Origin of the sequence: Paenibacillus silvestris (assembly GCF_009882985.1) — a bacterium.
Lineage (GTDB): Bacteria > Bacillota > Bacilli > Paenibacillales > NBRC-103111 > Paenibacillus_E > Paenibacillus_E silvestris.
The window spans coordinates 21,495-41,413 of record NZ_WTUZ01000038.1 but is presented as its reverse complement, the minus strand read 5'-3'; the positions used below and the strand labels follow the sequence as shown (position 1 = coordinate 41,413).

The 19,919-nt window shown below is 47.6% G+C and carries 10 protein-coding genes; all 10 read left to right on the top strand.

Features of this window, described 5'->3' with window-relative positions; translation table 11 throughout:
* Positions 1-11: 11 nt before the first annotated feature.
* The 10 genes from GQF01_RS28730 to GQF01_RS28685 all read left to right on the top strand — a co-directional run bounded on the left by GQF01_RS28730 (position 12) and on the right by GQF01_RS28685 (position 19,881).
* A complete protein-coding gene (locus tag GQF01_RS28730; RefSeq protein ID WP_161410381.1) occupies positions 12-2,255 on the top strand; it encodes a helix-turn-helix domain-containing protein in 2,244 nt (747 codons plus the stop codon).
* A 229-nt stretch (positions 2,256-2,484) separates the two neighbouring features.
* Positions 2,485-3,327 (top strand): PIG-L deacetylase family protein, encoded by an 843-nt coding sequence (locus GQF01_RS28725; protein WP_161410380.1) that lies wholly within the window; start codon positions 2,485-2,487, stop codon positions 3,325-3,327.
* A gap of 57 nt (positions 3,328-3,384) precedes the next feature.
* A complete protein-coding gene (locus GQF01_RS28720; protein WP_161410379.1) occupies positions 3,385-4,827 on the top strand; it encodes an extracellular solute-binding protein in 1,443 nt (480 codons plus the stop codon).
* 75 nt (positions 4,828-4,902) lie between these two features.
* The gene (locus GQF01_RS28715; RefSeq protein ID WP_161410378.1) at positions 4,903-5,790 is read left to right on the top strand and encodes a carbohydrate ABC transporter permease; all 888 of its coding nucleotides are present in this window, start codon (positions 4,903-4,905) and stop codon (positions 5,788-5,790) included.
* A 17-nt stretch (positions 5,791-5,807) separates the two neighbouring features.
* The gene (locus tag GQF01_RS28710; protein ID WP_161410377.1) at positions 5,808-6,638 is read left to right on the top strand and encodes a carbohydrate ABC transporter permease; all 831 of its coding nucleotides are present in this window, start codon (positions 5,808-5,810) and stop codon (positions 6,636-6,638) included.
* Between the two features lie 32 nt (positions 6,639-6,670).
* Positions 6,671-7,690: a Gfo/Idh/MocA family protein gene (locus tag GQF01_RS28705; protein ID WP_161410376.1), complete on the top strand. Its 1,020-nt coding sequence runs from the start codon at positions 6,671-6,673 to the stop codon at positions 7,688-7,690.
* A gap of 34 nt (positions 7,691-7,724) precedes the next feature.
* Complete coding sequence (locus GQF01_RS28700; protein ID WP_161410375.1) at positions 7,725-8,516, top strand: phytanoyl-CoA dioxygenase family protein; 792 nt, start codon at positions 7,725-7,727, stop codon at positions 8,514-8,516.
* 28 nt (positions 8,517-8,544) lie between these two features.
* Positions 8,545-9,504 (top strand): aldo/keto reductase, encoded by a 960-nt coding sequence (locus GQF01_RS28695; RefSeq protein ID WP_161410374.1) that lies wholly within the window; start codon positions 8,545-8,547, stop codon positions 9,502-9,504.
* Positions 9,505-9,532: 28 nt separating this feature from the next.
* Complete coding sequence (gene hisD / locus GQF01_RS28690; RefSeq protein WP_407945433.1) at positions 9,533-10,819, top strand: histidinol dehydrogenase; 1,287 nt, start codon at positions 9,533-9,535, stop codon at positions 10,817-10,819.
* 389 nt (positions 10,820-11,208) lie between these two features.
* A complete protein-coding gene (locus GQF01_RS28685; RefSeq protein ID WP_161410373.1) occupies positions 11,209-19,881 on the top strand; it encodes a cadherin-like beta sandwich domain-containing protein in 8,673 nt (2,890 codons plus the stop codon).
* The last annotated feature ends 38 nt before the right edge of the window (positions 19,882-19,919 follow it).

Here is a 19,919-nt window from a genome sequence, read left to right as displayed (position 1 = left end):
GGGTGAAGGTTATGAGAAGCTCTATAAATGGGTTCCGGGTTTTTCACGATCTAAAATTGGTAAAAAAGCTGTGGTTATCGTTCTCTCTTGTTACGCTTATTGCGCTCATAATCTTTGCGATGCTTTCTTCAACGTATATCAAACGATTTATGACGGACCGGGAAGGCAATGCGATGCTGCAAAAAATAGAGTATTTCACCGGCAGCATGGATAGTTACATTCAAAGTATTGAAAAGTCCTCACAGCTCCTCGTGTACAATGAAAATATTCAAGACCCCTTAAGCGCTAATGCAGCGAATTTGAACGGCATGAATCGGATACAAGCTTACAATTACATCTATGATCAATTAAGGCAGTTATCTGCCAGGTTTTATGGTATTGAAGCTATTTATTTGGTGGATAAATACCAGAACGTTTATGACAGTGGTGTTGGGATGAATTTCACGCCCAGCTATTTGGTCAGCGATGAGTTCGTAAAGCAAGGCTGGTATGACAAAATGGCGAGCAATAACAGCAGCAATTCGTTATGGTCGTTCATCAAATGGCGTGACAAGCAGACATCCATTGTCATGTTCAAAACGATTTACGATAAAAATAATTTGCAAATCCTCGGGTATCTCATCATTTCCATTTCTCCAACGATCCTTAACAATTATTTGGCCTCATCTAATCTCGACGAAGGTACGAATAGTATCGTCGATTCTAACGGTTTTATTTTCTCCGCTGGGAGCGGAGCAGAGAATCCTCACATTGACATTGCCCGAATGACGGGTACGAAAGGGCATTATACCGAAGAACGTGACAACTATGTTGTCGCTTATTCGAAACACCTTTTGACGAACTGGACGTTTGTTCACACAATCCCAGAGAGCTTGCTGCTTAAAGATTTGAAACGAATAAACAATTTATGGATCGCTTTTCTAGGGCTGTCCCTTGCGCTCATGGTGATTGTTTCGGTGTTCATCTCAAGGACGATTTCTATGCCGATGCGCAAAATGATTCGCATGCTTCGGCATGTCGAGCAAGGTAATTTGAATTTGAAATTTCAACCTTTATATAAAGATGAGCTTGGTGACCTTGGCCGTGCGTTTAATCATATGATTGATAAAGTTCGTGAAGGCGAGCCGCTCATGCGGGAGAAACTGGTTCGTTCTCTTATAGAAGGGAGCATGACGGAGTCAGAAGCGCAGATGTTCGAGGAGCGGCTTGGTTTCCGCCTCAGCAGCACCTCGTTTCGAGTTGTCCTGTTGCATGTGCATGGCGGTAATGACAAAGAGGTCCTGGATCGGGCGGAATCAATTATCCATGAGTTCGAAAATTGGCATGAGATGATTAGCATTTATTTATCGAGCGAACAGTACTGCTTGATTTTTAACGGCACCAATGAAGAAGTATTTAATAAAATCAATGTGCTGATCGCCGTGCTGAAAGAAAGGCTTGGCCTACAGATGTATGCGTTCGTCGGTAACCAATATGAGCATGTGAATCTGATCAAAATTTCGTTCGAGGAAGCCAAGACATTGCTCAATTATCTGGTTGGCGAAAGAATGGATGAACAGACCCATGTCTTCTTCGTCGGTGATTCCTGGAAATTGCAGTACCCTGAAGCGTACGAAAACAAGCTCCTATATTACATGGAACAGCGCGATATCGACAACTGTGCAGCTGTGATGGAAGAGCTGATCGTTTATGCCAGAGCCAGCCATCTCGTGCCGCATGTGCTGTATGCGTTAATGGCTTCGCTCTACAATCACTTGTATAAGCTGCTCATTAAATCAGGTCAATCAGCGGTTCTGAGCAAAAGCTGGTTCGGCGATGTGCAGGAAAAATTGTTGTCGCAGCCGCTGGAGAAGAACGGAAGGCAGTTCATCGCCCTTGTGAGAGAGCACTTAAGTCCGAGTGTTCCGGAGGAGAAGAAGCCTAGCCGAAGTATTCTGAAATCGCTGCAAATAATTAACGAGCACTACAGCGACGTTGGATTGGGCATTGATTCGGTGGTCGAGCAGATCGGCCTAAATGCCAACTATTTCAGTCAATTATTTAAGAAAGAAGTTGGTGTCGGGTTTACGGACTACGTTGGGCAAGTACGCATGGAGCACGCTAAACGATTACTGGAAGAACCCGCTAACAAAATCAAGGATATCGCCTTGCAGGTCGGATTTATGAATCCGCATTATTTCAGTATTTGGTTCAAGGATAACACGGGGCTATCGCCTTCGCAGTATCGCAAGCAGCTTCTTGGGCAAATTGGATAGCACATAGCGATCCAGACAGCTTTGTTATTTTAAGAAACAGGTCGAATTCCTTATATTCTCTTGTGGGACTAACGAAATCAAAGGTTTTCTAATGAATTTCACCTACTTCGGATTAGGGAGCCTATGCTACCTTGTTGGTAGATCACACTACCGATGTTGACAGCGCTGTGCAGGTGGATTCGCAGAGGGGTTCAACAGGTTGACAATCTGATCACACAAGGAGGGCTCTATGAAAGTGATGACGATTTATGCGCACCCCGCTGATACGATTACGAATTGCGGAGGTACGCTGGCGCTTCACGCGAAGCGCGGTGATGAAGTCGTTGCTCTGATTTTGACACATGGCGGACGGCTTCATCCTAACAAATACGCCGAGGAATGGCGAAAAGACAATCCTGACGAGAGCCTTCTACATGCGGGCTTGGAAGAAATTGCGCTGAATAAAAGGCGTGAATTGGAGCGTGCCGCTCAAACGATTGGAATTTCCAAGCTCATTTTACTTGATTATGATGACAACTATTCGGTTGTGAATGAAGAGATCGTGAACCGGATTGCGGAAGAGGTGTCCAAGGAAAGGCCAGATATCGTGATTTGTGATTTTCCGATGAATACGGCCTTCCATAATCCGCATACGATTGCGACACAGATGGCGTTTGCCGGGCTAAGCAAGGTTTCGCTTTTCTTGAAAAACCTGGACGGTCAGGAAGACTATCAAGTGAAGCAAATCTTCTTAACTTCGCTGCCGGTTAGTCCGATCGACGGTCTTAGCTTGTACGGGATGCGCAATGACGTATTTATCGATATTAGCTCTGTTGTAGGCGAGAAGATTAAAGCGATGGATGAGTTCGTAAGCCAAGGCTATAGCGGTTTATTCGCTCGCAAGTTGCTCGAATCCTACAACGGCGAATACGGTCGGGCGGCCGGCGTCAATTTCGCAGAAGGTTTTTACCGCGTTTATAACGAAACGCATTCGCATTTGCCCTTGACGAAAGCTGCGCAAAAAAGTGATTTGCTAATGAGACATCTCTCTTATTCGACCATGAGTATTCGTGAGATGTTTCCCCTCACATGACTTCGTTGTCCACGTATAAATTCAATTCGCTTTACATAGGAAAAGGGGGCTGACGGAATGATCCGTAAAATGAAAAGAGATTCATTTAAATCATTGTTTGTAGCAGCAGCAGGTATCTCGCTTCTCATGGCGACAACCGTAGGGTGCAGTACCGGTGAGAGCTCCAGCAAACCGTCTCCGACAACAGCGCCCGCAAGCAGCGCAAGTCCGGCAGCAGCAGCGTCGCAAGCACCGAAGGAAGATCCTAAGATTGAACTGACAGTCTGGGCTGCGCCGAATGGTACCTACAAGCCAGGGCAGAAGGCCGGCGACTGGTTCAAAGAGGATTTGCTCCCTGAGTGGAACAAAATCCATCCGAACGTCAAGGTAAACCTCGAGCTTATCCCTTTTGACGGCATTAATGAGAAGGTCACGACAGCGATTGCTTCCAAATCGGCGCCTAACGTCTTTTTGGATTATCCGGGGCGTACTTTGGCGTACGGGCAGATGGGCGCGCTAGCTTCCTTGGAGAATATAATTCCGGCAGAAGATCTGGCTCAAGTGAAGAAGAGTGCGGATATGATGAAAATGGTTTCGGTAGGCGGCAACGTTGTGACGATGCCCTACTACTCGACGCAGCTCGGATTGATTCTTGATAAATCCTTGTGGAAAGAGGCAGGCGCTGAAAATTTGCTTCCGCAAGATGAGTACAGAACATGGACGCCGGATCAATTCAAAGCGGCACTGAAAGCCGTGGCGAACAAAGAGAAGGGCGTATACGGACTGACGCTGTTCGCACTCAATGAACAGGGCGATCAGATTTATAACAACATTATCTCCGGTTATGGGGCCAAGTTGTTTAATGCGGATTACACGAAGTATACGGCTGGGGAAAGCCCGGAAACGGAAAAAGCGTTAACTTTCTTCAAATCGCTGGTTGATGAAGGTCTTGTCACGCCGCATCCCGAAACGTTGACCTCTACGAACGCATTAGACTATTGGAAGCAGCGGAAGAACGGGATGGTCGTTGCCTCGGCAGCTCACTCCGATATCATTAAGAACGGCTTGAAAGACGGAAGCGTCAGCGGACCGCATGAATACATGTATGTCAATTTCCCTTCGACAACACCAGGGCAAGCGGCATTAAAGTCTGAAGTAGGCTTCGGAGTCGTGTTCAAAAATACAGATGCGGTCAAAGAAGAATGGGCCAAAAAATTCCTCTATTGGACGATGAAAGATAATACGATTTTTCAAACGGCTATGAAGTCCTTCAACCCGCTTGGCAAAGCACCTGCTTGGACCGAAAGCGACCCTGAGCTGCAGTTCCTGGCGAAGCTGGCGACGAAAACGAAGGAATGGCCGGTGATTGATCCAGGCTGGGGAATCAAAGGGTATCCTGAGATGAGAGCCGCGATGTTCCCTGAAATCCAAAAGCTGTTTATCGGTATGTCAACGCCTAAGCAAACCATTGATACCATCTCCAAGAAGTTTAACGACACCATTGCCAAATACAATAAGTAAACGATGCGGCAGGTTGGCTGTTGTCACCTGCCGTCATTGCCTTATCCTCTCAGCGGTAGAAGGAAGGAGCAGCCAATGAAACAGCGTACATTCAGCAGCATCCGTTTGCGCAGAGAAATCAGCGGTTGGCTATTCGTCCTGCCCATGTTGTTGTTTTTTCTGCTGTTTGTTGTTTATCCCATTCTCAAAGCGATCAAAAGCAGCTTCTATGGCTTTGACTATACCAAGTACTATTGGTCAGGGCTTGATAATTACCGCACGATTTTCACAGATCCTCTCTTCTGGAAGTCGATTCGGAATACGCTGGAATTCGTCTTATATCTGGTTCCATCCATCACCGTAATTGCCTTGATGATAGCGGTTACATTATATGCGTACCCGAAAAAGATGCAATCCTTTTTCAAGGCTGCCTTCTATATTCCGGGCGTAACCTCGATTGTCTCCTTAACTCTGGTGTGGCAATACATCTATAATGGACAGTTTGGCCTCGGCAATTACATCATGGGTCTCGTCGGTTTACAGTCGGTCAATTGGTTGGGAGTCCATTCTGCGACACTTGCGTTATCTTTAATTGTGCTTACGATCTCTGTCGGTTCAGCGGTTGTTGTCTTCTCTGCTGCGCTTGGCGGAATTCCCAAGGATTATTATGAATCTGCTGCACTGGATGGTGCAAAGCCGGGGAAGATGTTCCTCCAGATCACACTTCCAATGCTAAAGCCGACCTTGCTATATGTCGTGGTAACGGGAACGATCGGTGCTTTTCAAGTGTTTGCGATTATTTTGATCATGACAGGCGGAGGGCCGGCTTATCGGACAACGACAATTATGATGCTGATTTATCAGCAGGCGTTCGTTAACATGAACTTCGGTATTGCGAATGCGATGGGGATTGTCCTGTGTGTCCTTATCAGCTTGATTGCCTATGTGCAGTTCAAATTTCTTAAATCGGATATTGAATACTAAGGGAGGGGGAGACGAAGATGCCGAATAAAAAATCACCGCTATGGGGAGGCCATATTTTCCTCTGGGTACTCACTTTGTTCTTCCTCTGGCCCTTTTATTGGATGGTTAGCGGCTCCTTTAAGAATCTGAAGGTCGCCTTGCAGATCCCGCCAGAATGGATACCCGCTCATCCTACTTTTCAAAACTATGCAGCGCTATTCAAGAACAGTCCGGTGTTCACTTGGTTCTATAACAGTATGTTCATCTCGCTAATCGCTACAGTGCTAGTTATTGCGGTCAGTTCTTTGTCAGCCTTTGCGTTAGCCAAAATTCCTTTCAGCGGTTCCAAGTGGCTGTTCACTGTGATGATCGCTGCCATGACGATTCCGCATACGGTTTTGTTTATCCCGCTGTTTCAGCTGCTCAATGATTTAAGCCTCATTAACACAAGATGGGGAGTTTTACTGCCGGTAGTTGGCTGGCCGTATGGAGTGTTCTTGTTGAAGCAGTTCATGGCTTCGCTGCCGACCGAATTGACAGAAGCAGCGAAAATCGACGGTGCCGGCGAATGGCAGACGTACTGGCATATCATTCTGCCACTGGCCAAGCCTGGGATTGGCGTGCTTGCTATCTTTACATTCGTGAATACATGGAACGATTATGTCTGGCAAGTCATTGTACTGAACGGGGAGAAAATGTTTACCTTGCCGGTAGGCATTAAGGTTGCTCAGAAAATATCGGAGCTCGAGACGAATTATGGCATTGCGATGGCCGGGGCGATGTTCGCTACGCTTCCCGTACTGATCATTTTTCTATATTTTCAGAAGTACTTTACGGAAGGTATTACTTTAGGCGCTTTAAAAGGTTGATGGCTGGATGAGTAAGAAAGAGGGGATTGTTGATGTTTCAGGCAGCAGTGATCGGACTTGGCAAGATTGGCTTAACCTTTGACATCCCTTTTCAAGGTAGAGCAAACAGTCATTCGATGTCGTACCTTTTGCACCCAGAGATTGAGCTGACAGCTGCTGTCGGGAGAAGGCAAGAACAGGCGGAACAATTGGTAAAGGTTGCACCCGAGACCACATTCTATTTGGATTCGGAATTGTCTGTCATGCTGAGTCAACATCGATTGGATCTCATCAGCATTTGCACACCGCCAACCGTTCGGTATGAGTTGTTGCAAACCGTGCTGGAGCAATCTAGCAGCAGGCTCATTTTTCTAGAAAAGCCCGTTGCAAACAGTATCGAGGAAGCGGAGCGAATGATCACTTTGTGCAAGCAGCATAGCGATCGGAAGGTCGTTGTCAACTTATCCAGAAGATGGAGCGAAGGGGCGGTAGAAGTCCGAGAAGCCGTCAGCAAAGGGATGTACGGAAGGGTGAAAAAGGTTCATTTGCGATACAGCCGTGGCATTTATAATACCGGTTCGCATTTGTTCGATATGGTTCGTTTTTTGGCAGGTTCGATTGACCAAGTTCAAGTGGTAGAGCGGGTAGCTACTAACTTGGATGCCAAGGAGGATTGGACGTATTCCTTCTTATTTACGGCGGGCGGAGGCTTGATTACAGGTTATGCGGAGGCATTCGATGACCGGTATTATAACCTTTTCGACATCGTGCTGTACTTGGAAAATGGGGTTATCGAGCTGGTAAAAGGCGGTGACGAAATCCGCTATTTCGCGACTGAACCGCATCCCCTACAGCCCGGAATGAAGCAACTGGTGCATGAACGAACGGAGACAGGGATGCTCAGTAAATCCAGCAACATGCAAAATGCGGTTGATCACCTTGTCCATATTTTACATGCCGGCGTGGCGCCGATATGTTCCCTGGCGGATGGCATTGATCCGCTTTATGTAGCAGAAGCCTTGAATCAATCGTATGCGAATGGCGGAGCCTCTGAGCGGGTGCGTTGCAGATGATCGTTTATTATTCTGGCAGAAGGGGGAGCAACGGATGGGTCTGAATCAATTAACCACCGAGCAGCAGCAGTTTTATGAAGATTATGGGTATCTACTCAGTCTTCCCGTCGTATTTTCAGGTGAAGAGGTGAAGGAATTACAACAGGGATACGAACAGCTAACGGCTTTATTACAGGGGGATGAAAATCCTTCGGACATCATGGGTTGGCATAAGACGAGCCGATGGCTGTATGACATTTGTGCTCATCCGCAAATTATTAACTATGTTGAAGGTGTGCTGGGCAGCAACTTTTATTTGGCAGCCAGTGAGTTCATTACAAAATCGCCTCATTCGGACAAAGTAGTTCCATGGCATCAGGATTCCTATTATTGGTCTACTGCGCTAAACAACACCGTCACGGTGTGGCTGGCCTTCACAGACGTAGACGAAGCCAATGGCGCTATGAAAGTGATCCCAGGGACGCATAAAGCAGGTGTGATTCAGCATAAAATTGCCGGTGAGGACGCGATTCTATCTTTCGAACTCGATCAGGGGACATTCAGCGAGAAGGATGCGGTCTCGATGATCATTCCAGCCGGCGGTATTTCTATGCATGTCGATTCACTCATTCATGGTTCCGGTCCCAATACCTCTGAACGCTGGCGCAACGGTTTTGTTATTCGTTATTCCAAGACAATGGTGCAATGGGATCCACAAACGTATCCTGATTTTCAGCTGTATATGATGAAGGGAAAAGACGAATACGGTTACCATCCTCAGGGGGAGCTGCCTGTGGAGGCTTTTGGCCGCCCGCCTTATGCTAAACGCATTCGAAAACGAGAATAAAAGGAATCATCGCCAAGTAGAAAGCGAGATGAGTGTTATTCGTACTGATAAGGAGCAATGGACATCAGTGATCTCTCCGTTGACGCTGGGAACCGTCCAATTGGGCATGCCTTACGGCATTGCGAACCAGCTGGGTCAGCCGGATGAAGCAATGGCAGGGCGCATACTGAATGCCGCCATGAGCGGAGGCATCACCTGCCTTGATACAGCGAGCACCTACGGAAGTGCGGAGCAGGTGCTCGGTTGTTATTTTCAGCAACAAGCACGTGCAGCCACAATCATCACGAAGTTCACTTTACAGGTCAATCAGGCCACAACGCTGTCCGACTTGGAAGTGCAGATTGAAGAGAATGTGAACCGTTCCATGGAGCGGCTTCAGACGGATTGTCTCCCTGCTGTGCTGCTGCATCGGCCGAATGTGCTGGGTCAATTCGGCAAGCAAGTGACAGAGCTGCTGTGCAAGCAGGTGAAGCGGGGAAATATCGGCACCATCGGTGCTTCGCTGCTTTCCTTCGATACGCGAGAATTTGCGGCAAACTGGGCGGAACTGCAGGATGATTGCTACGAAATTGTTCAAGTGCCCATCAATGTCATGGATCGCCGAATGTTTGCGAACGGGACCTTCGAACAGCTTAGACGCTCGAATAAAAAGCTGTTTGCAAGAAGCATTTATTTGCAGGGTTTGTTCTTCATGCAACCAGAGGGATTGCAAGAACGGCTTAAGCCGGCAGAGCCTTGGCTTGCTCGTTTGCGTACCTTCGCTGAGCAAGAAGGTATGTCTGTGGCTGAATTTGCTTTCTCCTATATTCACCACATGCCCGGCATTGCGAGCATTGTCTTCGGAGCTGAAACGCCGGACCAGGTGAGCGCAAACATTGCGCTTCTGAGTACGCCTGCGATTCGGGAAAAGACGCTGCACGAGCTGGCACAGGAATTTGCGCAAGTCCCTGATTATGTGATCACGCCTAACCTGTGGGAAGGCAAGTGACAGCATGGCAATCATCTGAAATTGAATCGTGGAGGAGAGCGCAGTGGGTACCTATTTGAAAAAAGGGGATGTCGTTCAGGCATCTTATGCTTCCAGCGAAGAAGCTGTCTACCATACCGTGAAAGAAGTTATTCAAGAGATTGGAGTCGGCAAAGACGGAGCTGTTCGGAAAATCTCGGAACAATTCGATCACTGGTCGCCTGAGCATTTCCGTTTGAGCGAGGAGCAAATTGGGGAGATTATCGCTCGCGTACCCCAGCAAGTGAAGGAGGATATCCGATTCGCGCAACAGCAGATTCGAAATTTTGCAGAAAAACAATTAGCAACTGTCCAGGACCTGGAAGTCGAGACCTTGCCCGGCGTTATTCTGGGTCATAAACATATTCCTGTTGCCAGCGTGGGCTGTTATATCCCTGGCGGACGTTATCCGATGGTCGCATCTGCGCATATGAGTATCCTTACGGCTAAAGTTGCCGGAGTCAAACGGGTCATTGCTTGCACGCCGCCGATTAAAGGGGAAATACCGGCCGCTACGATTTGCGCGATGGCGTTCGCCGGCGCTGATGAAATATACGTGCTTGGCGGGATTCAGGCCATGGCAGCCATGGCTCTTGGGACAGAAACGATACGTCCTGTCGATATGCTCGTAGGTCCAGGAAACGCCTACGTGGCTGAGGCCAAACGGCAGCTGTTCGGGAAAGTCGGCATTGATCTGATTGCGGGTCCGACGGAAGTTCTAGTGATCGCAGACCATACGGCTGATGCGGAAATGGTTGCTGTGGATTTGCTTGGTCAGGCGGAACATGGTCCGACATCGCCGGCAGCTCTGGTCACGACTTCCGAGTCGCTTGCCAGAGAGACGCTGCTTGAGATTGAGAGGCAGCTCCAAGTGCTCCCTACCGCTGACATTGCTGGTGTCGCATGGCGGGATTACGGTACAGTGCTGGTGGTGGACAGCATAGAGGAAGCGCTCATCGAAGCTGATAAGCTTGCTTATGAGCATGTGGAAGTGTTAACGGAACAGCCGGACTATTTCCTGGAGAACATGACAAATTACGGAGCTTTGTTTCTCGGACCCGAAACCAATGTGGCATATGGTGATAAAGCGATTGGCACGAATCATACGTTACCGACCAAAGGAGCTGCAAGATACACGGGCGGGCTTTGGGTAGGGAAATTTTTGAAAACGTGCACATATCAACGCTGTACGAAGGATGCCAGCAAATTGGTCGGCGAATATGTCTCTAGGCTGTGTGAAATTGAGAATTTCATGGGGCATAAAGAACAGGCGGATCTGCGTGTGCGACGTTATTGATGAACGCCCTTGTGCTCCCCATGTGGAAGAGCCGTAAATCTTTTTTGAAGTTGTTAGGATGAGGACCGGGACTCCGTTGGAGTTCCGGTTTCTTATTTTTGCTTAGTGAAATTGTTGTGAGAGTAGAGTACACACCAATCAAAGGGTGGTTTGTTTGACCTATTCGCTGGTAGTAATTTAGTAGGTATATCTTAATAAATTCCTGGTTTTTTGATTGGTTCGACATTTTTTTCATGAAACTAATACTTTTCTAATTATTTTGTGAGAAAATGACGATATAAATCCTATATCATCGACATTTTTCTACATAATATAGGCATTAAGTAATAGTTTTATAGAACTATTTTTATGTAGGTGTTGATGAAAACTACGAAAAGGGGAATAGAACGTTGAATAGACGTCAGAAAGCCGGATGGGCCAAACTATTAATTGCAGCGCTGCTACTACAGTACATACCGCTCTTACACGGCGGGAATAGTGTAGCTCAGGCTGCGGGAGTGGCTAACGGAACCAACACAGTGCTGCAGAATACATACGGTCCTGCAACACAAATTACGGATTACACTTGGCAGAGAGTAACAACGAATCTATCGCCTGATGCCAGACAAGGTGCATCGATGGTCTTTGACGAGATGGCTGAGAATGTGGTCATGTTCGGAGGTCAGGATAACAACAAGTTTTTCGATGAGACATGGATATGGGATGGCTATGAAAAAACTTGGCAGGAACAGCGGAATCTTAATTCTTCTCCATCAGCACGCAAAGGTGCAGCCATGGCCTATGATCCGGCCAGTGGGAAAGTCCTAGTATTCGGAGGAGAGGGTCAGTCCGGCGTGTTGCTAGGTGATACCTGGCTTTGGGATGGGATGAATGCCCAGTGGGAGCAAGTTACAACGCCTGACTCCCCGATAGCTCGTGGGGGCGCTCAGCTAGCCTTTGACGGCGAACAGTTGGTTCTGTTCGGTGGATATTCGGGCAGCGGAAGTTCTAAGATTCTACAAGACGATACTTGGCTGTGGAATGGGACGGGCTGGACGGAGGCTAATCCTACGGAGAAGCCGCCTGCTGCCTATGGCGGGCAGATGGCTTTTGACGGCGAAACAGCTGTACTATACGGTGGGAATGCAGGCTCTATTACGAAAGAGTATACGAGTGTAGGTACGAAAGTAACGAAGACGGTCACGCACGATGACAGCTCTCCGTTATTATGGAAATGGAACCGGGAAACCAAGTCCTGGAGTTCGACAGCCGGTCCGGAGGGTTACGGCCGATGGGGGCAGGCGATGGCCTATGATGGGCGACGTGTTGTCTTTTTTGGCGGAGAACGCGACTATGTCCATACTTATGATAACGAATTGGTTAAAAAATTAAAGCTGCCGTCGAGCACGTACCCTCCGACGAGGGGGAGTATGGCCTATGGGTGGTCGAAAAGTAAGTGGGAATACGCTCCTTTAAAATTTTCCACTGGAACCATGTACAAAAGTAATATGGATAAGGATGGAAAGGTTTATGAGGTTCAAGGGTTGCCCAATCAGGTACCTTTCCCACTAAGTAATGCAAGCATGGCGTTTGATGGCAAGAATTTCGTCATGTTCGGCGGAAGCCGTGATCAAATTAGTATTATGGATAAAGTTTTCGGCGCAGTAGTTGATTCTGTGCCCGCAGGCAATATGAAGGAAACCTGGCTGTATGGCTATACGCCTCCTACAGCACCTGGTGTTAAGCTTACAGTGGATCCTATCCTTCAATTTGATCCTAAGCATATCGATGACACAGTTAGCGTAGTCACGAATGTCTATGATGACGGAACTAAAGAGATTACCGCACGAGGAGTGGAGTACCGAGAGTACTTTCCAAAAGTAGGTGATATAGAAGAGAAGTTCGGCGAATGGATCAAAGTACCTTACACAGGTACGGAAGAAGGAACAAGCTCCTTTACAGTTGTTTTAAAAGGTCTTACTTGGCATCAAGAATATGAAACACGTGGCTATGCTACGAATGCAATTGGTAAAAGTTATACGGAAATAAAAAAGTTTATCATGAAAGATGATCCTGGTATGTTAAAGCCGGATGTCGATTATGATCGTGTAGGCGCTTCGGTTTTGCACGTGAAAGATAAGAAGAGATTGGTCGCAGTCGGTGTAGGCATTCCTAATTTGCTTCGTAAGCCTCTAGCCGATATTCATTACTATTTACAAAGTAAGGATGGCACCCAATATAACCTTAATTACAATGTTATTAATGAACGTCAGTTGGAATTGACCTGGAAGGATGAATTGCCGCCGGGCAAATACGATGTGCACTTAGAGCATATTTTCTATGGCGATTACATATTCCCAGAAGGTCTTCTTATTACAGCACTAGACTTCTACAAACCAAGAAACTTCGCCAGAGTAGATGTGCCTAGCACATCCGTCAGCAACGAAGTAAACAGTCTTGGTCTACAAGGGTCCTTCACAGAAGAGGCGGAACTCAATAAGGATGGCATCTATTTTCTAAATGACCCATCCGAACCGGTAGTCATCAACGACTCGGTTATGTTCAAGGGCACCAGTCTTGTTGTGAACAAAAGAACTAACCCAGCCACAATAACCGGCGATGGCCGCTTATACGTCAACGGCGGTGGAGCACTCGGATCGAATGTATCTTACACGATTCATGAGGGGCCATTTAGCATCACTTCAGACAAATTTGCTTTGGATTTAAGCGGCTCGGAAGCGACAGACTACTTGAATATGGATATGCCAGTCAAAGCAAGCTCGCTTATTTTCACCAAGGACGGCCTGCGTCTAACCGGCGATCTGGAGATTGGCTTGCAGGTAGGGACTCAAAAGGTTAAGGAAACCGTGCCGTTTGATAGCCTAAAATTCAGCAATAACCGCTTTGATTTGTCGGCAACAGTCATGATGAAGAAAAGCTTTCAGGTGGGTCCAATCAAAGCAAGTGATACTAAATTCGTCTTGGACAGCCGCATTCCTTATGTCGGTGTTCAAGGAACAGGCAGCTTGCCGGATACGAACTTAAGCTTCAATTTGAATATGAAAACCAAACAAGGACGCTTGGATGCCGTAAGCTTCGGCATGTATCAGAAAGTGAAGCTGGCATCAACAGGTCTTCAAGTCAATTATTTATTCGGCAATGTGGACAAACTTGCGGAGAAGTCTCAAATTCCTCAGAAGTTCAGTATCACCGGATCTGTGAATGATCTCATTGTCCCTGAGCTAAAACATCCACAGGCGAATTACAAGTTCAATCTGATCGGTACCGATTCCATTGATATGGATTTATCGACCTATGGTTATAACGGCAGCGGAACTGAATACTACTATTGGCTGCCAGTGAAGAACATGAACATGCAAACAGTAGTGAATCCAGCAACGGCTGGAATCAAAGGCTTTTCATCACCGGGCTTTGCAACGAAAGGCGACATCAATCTTTTTGAAGTCGTCAAAGGAGTAATTGGTACGTACTCTTTTAATCAAAAAGGTTTCAATGGCGCTATTAAAGGAACGGTTTATGTTCCAAAAGGGATTCCGCGTATTGGCGGAGCGACAGTGAGCAACGTTGCACTCAGTGTAAATGAAACAGGTATATACGGCACTTTCAAACATAATGGCGTAGGCGCTAATCTGAAGTATACGTTCAATAACAATACGATTCTGTTCGAAGTGGAAGCAGAGCCGCCTAAGAAGTCCTGGTGGGAAAAAGGTCTGGATTTCGTGAACAATGTTTCTGATTTCATGGACGCAGCAGAACCATGGCTGGACATTGCGGAAGAAATATTCTTAAGGAAGACAGATTCGGGCAATGTGGATAAAGTGGGTAAAGATGGGAATGAGGTCAGGATCGCTGCTGCGAATCCGCTTAAGCGTGTCTTTGATCTAAAACCAGTTAGCCTGACTTTCCAACCGGAGGAGCCGGTGCATACCGATGCGAAAGCGCGCATTGTGAATGGACAGCTCACGTCCCTGGATCAAACACCTCTGATCACAACGGAAACCGATGCTTCGAGCGGAAAGTCGACGGCTTCTTTTGCGGTGGAACGTCCCTTCACGGCACTTATTGCCTTAACAGGAGATCAACAAGCTGCTGTTCTGAAAGCCACAGCATCTGGACAAAGTTATGAGCAGATCTTGCGTCCAGAAATCAGCTATGATGCTGCTAGCTCAACGACCTATATGCGCGTATCGTTGTTTGCCGGCAAATGGCGTCTAACGACAAGCAGTAATACGCACATCCAAGTCAATGAACTGTTATTTGTTAACGAATCGCTAAAGTTGAATGTGTTGGCGCAGCAGTGGGCGCAAACACCGGATCGCTCGGTTACTTCATTTACAGTGAAAGAGCGTGGAAGCTACGTGCTTAAAGTGGGCGAGACTGGGGGCGATATCATTGTTTACAAACCAGATGGACGTCCTTATAGTCTGCACACGGCACAGAACGAACCGGATTGGAATGCTTTCCGTGACGCCAATGGTTACGTGTACACGTTAGTGGATGCGGTCGAGGCCGGAACTTGGATGATCAGCGCAGGTACAAGTCCAAGCGCCGTATTAAGCACAGTACCATCTAATGTGAAAATAGAGGATGCTGCACAGTGGGTGCAGGATCAAGCCTATCCTACCGTGTTTGATATGACTCGGACCGATAATGGTCAAGCGATTGTAGAAATTTACGGGGCAAATGAGCAGACCAAGCTGTATGCGCCAAATGGTGATCTGTACAAGCTTCAACCTGATCCTAGTTTGCCAGGTATGAATGTACTGTATGACGGATCACAGCAAAAGAAAACAATTTGGCTGGACGGTATTGAATTGAATGGACAGTGGAAAGTTGTGAGCAGCAGTTATACAAGTGTTGTTGCGTACAAGTCAACAAGGAAGTTCAAGTCGATTAAACCATTGACGATGGAAGGCCGATTCAGCAAATATTTTGAAATCGCCGATAAGGGCAATTACATGTTAACGGTCAGTGGCGGAAATGCCAACACCGTGATTACAGCACCTGACGGTTCACCATATACGCTGAACTTTGATGCTCCTGCCGGCAACGCTTATTTACAACCGGCGTCAGACCGAGTATCAAGTGCAAACCCGAGCGGAGATCCGCTTGAACAGACGAAGATTTCAACACCAAATCCAGTGAACGACGGTAGGGATACGCTTTACGTTTCACTCCTCAATGCGCCAGCTGGCAAATGGATGATTCAAAATGCGAAAAAGGTTGATCTGCAAATCCAGAAATTAATTCCTCTGCCAGAGATTAAGGCATCCGCAACTGCTGTAGCTGGCGTGGAAAATCGTATTCAAGTAGCGTGGTCCATGGAGAATGCATCCTCTGATGTGCAAGTAACCATGATGCTAACGGACAACGCGGATCAATGGGTTGGAGAAGTGATTCAAAGCGGTCTGCCATCTTCCGGCAGTAAAGCTATTGATCTTCCGACTTCCATGCTGCCTGGAACTTATTATCTTTCTGTCGTAGGTGAAAGTGCAGATCAAGCACCGATTCATGCCATGGCAGATGCAACCGTAGAGGTGACTGCGCCTACTTCGTTGAGCACACCTGAGAAACCCGAGGTGCTTTCTACAGGAAATGGTGAAATTTCCTTGCGCTTCGCTTCTATTGCAGGTGACGTGAAAGCTTATCGTATTTGGGCTAGTGACAGTACGGGTGGCAAAGGGACTGTTCCGGTCATGGATATAACGCCTCAAGCGGGAAGCGAGCAGAATGCCGTAATTGTCGGATTACCTGCTGGAGCAACTTATCAGATTGCCGTCTCAGCTATTGGTAATGAGCAAGGGCATGTTGTGCTCAGCCCAACATCTGCTAGTGTGTCGACGGATCTGCCAGTTCCGCAACCGCCAACGTTAGCCGTTGTGCTTGACGCTGGCGCAAAACCCGTCATTGAACAAACGTACAAGTCATATGACGGAAATGAAGAGACGTTGTTGCTTACATCAGCCGAACAAGCCTCTTTGAAGGTAACGACCAATCAAGCTGCAGCTATGACTTTGTTCGTGAACGGGCAGCAGCTTGGCGGCATCGAGCACGTATCAGCAGGTGGAACTTCCGCGTTTGTTCTGCAAGATTTGCTTCAATCTGCTGTGTTGAAAGAGCGGGAATATAACGTGCTGGTTGAAGCCGTGAATGAGCGCGGCGACCGCAGTACGGCATACCGCAAGGTGTTCATTGACCGCACTGGACCGATGTTGATCGCTTCCGGAGGCAAGGACGCGCAAGGCATGCCGATTGTACTAAATGGGATTGTCACAGAGATAAGCAGGGTTTATATAACCGGTCAAACAGACGCGGGAGCCAAGCTTGTTGTGAACGGTACGAATGTCCCATTGGATGATAAAGGAAGATTCGACTATTACGCACCATTGGAGTGGGGAGCAACGACAGATCGCGTACAGTTCTCGATGACGGCTACTGACGGGGCTGGCAACAAAACCGAGTACGGCTTTGAAGTCATTAGAGGTGTTGCCGAAGCGATTCCGACAACCCCTAGTGATTTAGCGGCACTGACAACAGGCAACGCGCAAATGAGTGCTCCGTATCAATTCGGCACAACCACTTATCAAGCATTAGCTTATTCGGATACCGTTCGTGTTTATGCCATTCCGATGGCAGCTGCTTCTGTGGTGACGATCGATGGCCAAACAGTTCCTGCGAGCGGATATGTCGATATCGCGGTACCTGTTACTGGGAAATCGGTATCGATCAAAGTACATTCCGCTAGCGCTGGAGACAAGTATTACACGCTGAGTCTTGATGGAACAGGTTCCAATGAAGCATTGTTGACTACATTAAAACTGAAGAATGCCACGGCTTCACAGCAAGGAGATGTACTTCCAGCGCAAGCTTTCACAGGGACGGAAGAAAACTATGCTGTTTATGTGGACAACACAGTGGACACAGTAACCTTGACACCTGGCGCTATGAAAGCTGGTTCCATTATTAAAGTCAAAAATCAATCCGTTCAGAGCGGGCAAGCATCCCCAGCGATTCAGCTGCAAGTTGGCGAGAATCAAGTCCCTGTGGTTGTAACTTCTCCAGACGGCTCGGAAACACGTGAGTACCAAGTTACCGTATGGAGGGAAGCAAGCGGCAATGCGCAGCTGCAAAGTTTGGGTCTTGCTACAGATGGAGCAGAGTTGTTAGCTGATTTTAACCCGGCAGTGAAAAATTATGAGGTACTAGTGCCTTACACAACGGGCGAATTTAAGCTTCTGCCAGTTCCCGCACAGTCGGATGCAACGATTCATGTCGATGGTCAAATAGTAACGAGCGCAGCGGTCTTGTCACTTCCATTTAAGAAGGATGCACAAACCTATGCCATTGAGGTAAAAGCTCAAGATGGTTCTGTGCTCACATACACCGTTTCTGTACTGCGTAAGCAAACAGTACCTGGACAGCCGCCATTACTGGCGAGTTTACAGGCAGATACCATGTTGGACGGTGCTTTTACGCCGTACAAGCTTAAATACAGAACGGTTTCAACAACAGAAAACTCCAACGCGACAATCAAGGTATTGACCAATGATCCAGAAGCGACTGTAACGGTGAAGGATGTAAAACAGAAAGGCGGCGGCACATTTACACCTTCTATTGGAATTGGAATCAATACGATTATCGTCAATGTCGAGTCAGCCGATCTTAAGTCCTCACAGACTTATTCCATCGACGTAAAACGTGTAGAGAAGTCCTCTAGTCTTAACATCCGCCAAACGACGGTTGAAGGAAGTTCGGGGGGCTGGACTTTCCAAACCAACATCGAACGGAACCAGTCATCAGATGGCAAAGTGGTTGATACGGTGAAGTTGGATGCTGCGGATGCACATACGATTTTGGAAAAAGCTGTGCAGTATAAGGATCAAGTTGCTCGCATTTATGTAACGGACTTGCCAGACAAACCTGCTGATGAGCGAATTGTCAGCTTAAATGCCGAAACGGTCAGCTTGCTTGCAGCTGGTGGCATGTCGCTGCAGCTGGTGCTGCCTGACGGACAGATTACGGTATCAGCGGAGTCTCTTCAGCAAATGGGCAAAGACGGAAAAGATGCCTACTTCCGAATTGTTCCGGTCCGTGCTGAGGCTGAGCGCAGTGAAGTAACGACACGCGTGCAAGCTGCTGAGCTTGTGCTAAAAGATGCAGCAGGCCGATCTGTCTCTGTGATCGGCCAACCGGTCAAGATTGAGACAAACTATTCGGGATACAAGACGGAAGTCGTGTTTCCGCTGACTAACCTCAGCCTGCCGGAAAATAAAGCAGCGGCCAAACAAATTTTGGATGAGCTGGCTGTGTACATTGAACATAGCGACGGCGAGAAAGTGCTTACGCACGGAGAAATCCGTTATGATGCGGATGGCAAACCAGTCGGTATAGCAATTGAGATTAGTAAGTTCAGTACATTTACCATTATTCAGAAAAATGGAGCGGAAGCGCTGAAACCTTATTTGGCTGGTTACCCGGACGGCACATTCCGCCCTTCACAAGCCATTACGCGTGCGGAATTGGCGACGATTTTGAATCGCATTGGCGTTGGTAAATCCAACAATAATTCGGCTTCGGCACAATCTAGCCCTTATCCGGATGTTGCCAAAGGACATTGGGCTGCAGAAGCCATTGCCAATATGCAACGCACAGGTGTGATGCTCGGAGATGACACCGGCTTCCGTCCTGATGACGCGATAACCCGCGCAGAGATGGCGAGCATTGCTGCTAGACTGCTTCCGGTTGGAGCAACTGGAAGCACCACCTATGCGGGGTACAGCGATACGCAAGAGCACTGGGCTTTCGAAGCGATTAAGCAAGCTTCGCAAGCAGGCATTCTGCAGGGCTATTCCGACGGAACCTTCCTGCCGGATCATCCATTGAATCGTGCGGAAGCCGTGACGATTCTAAACCGAATGTTCCACCGTCCGACCATGAGTGTAAAGACTCCAAGCTGGCCGGATGTACCGCAGGAGCATTGGGCACTGCGTGAAATTGAATCAGCCTCTGGCACTGTGCAAGTATTGTCAGACGGCAGTGTATATGTGGTACCTAATCATTAATAAGATGTAAAAAGGTAAGAGGCTGTCCCAAAGATTAA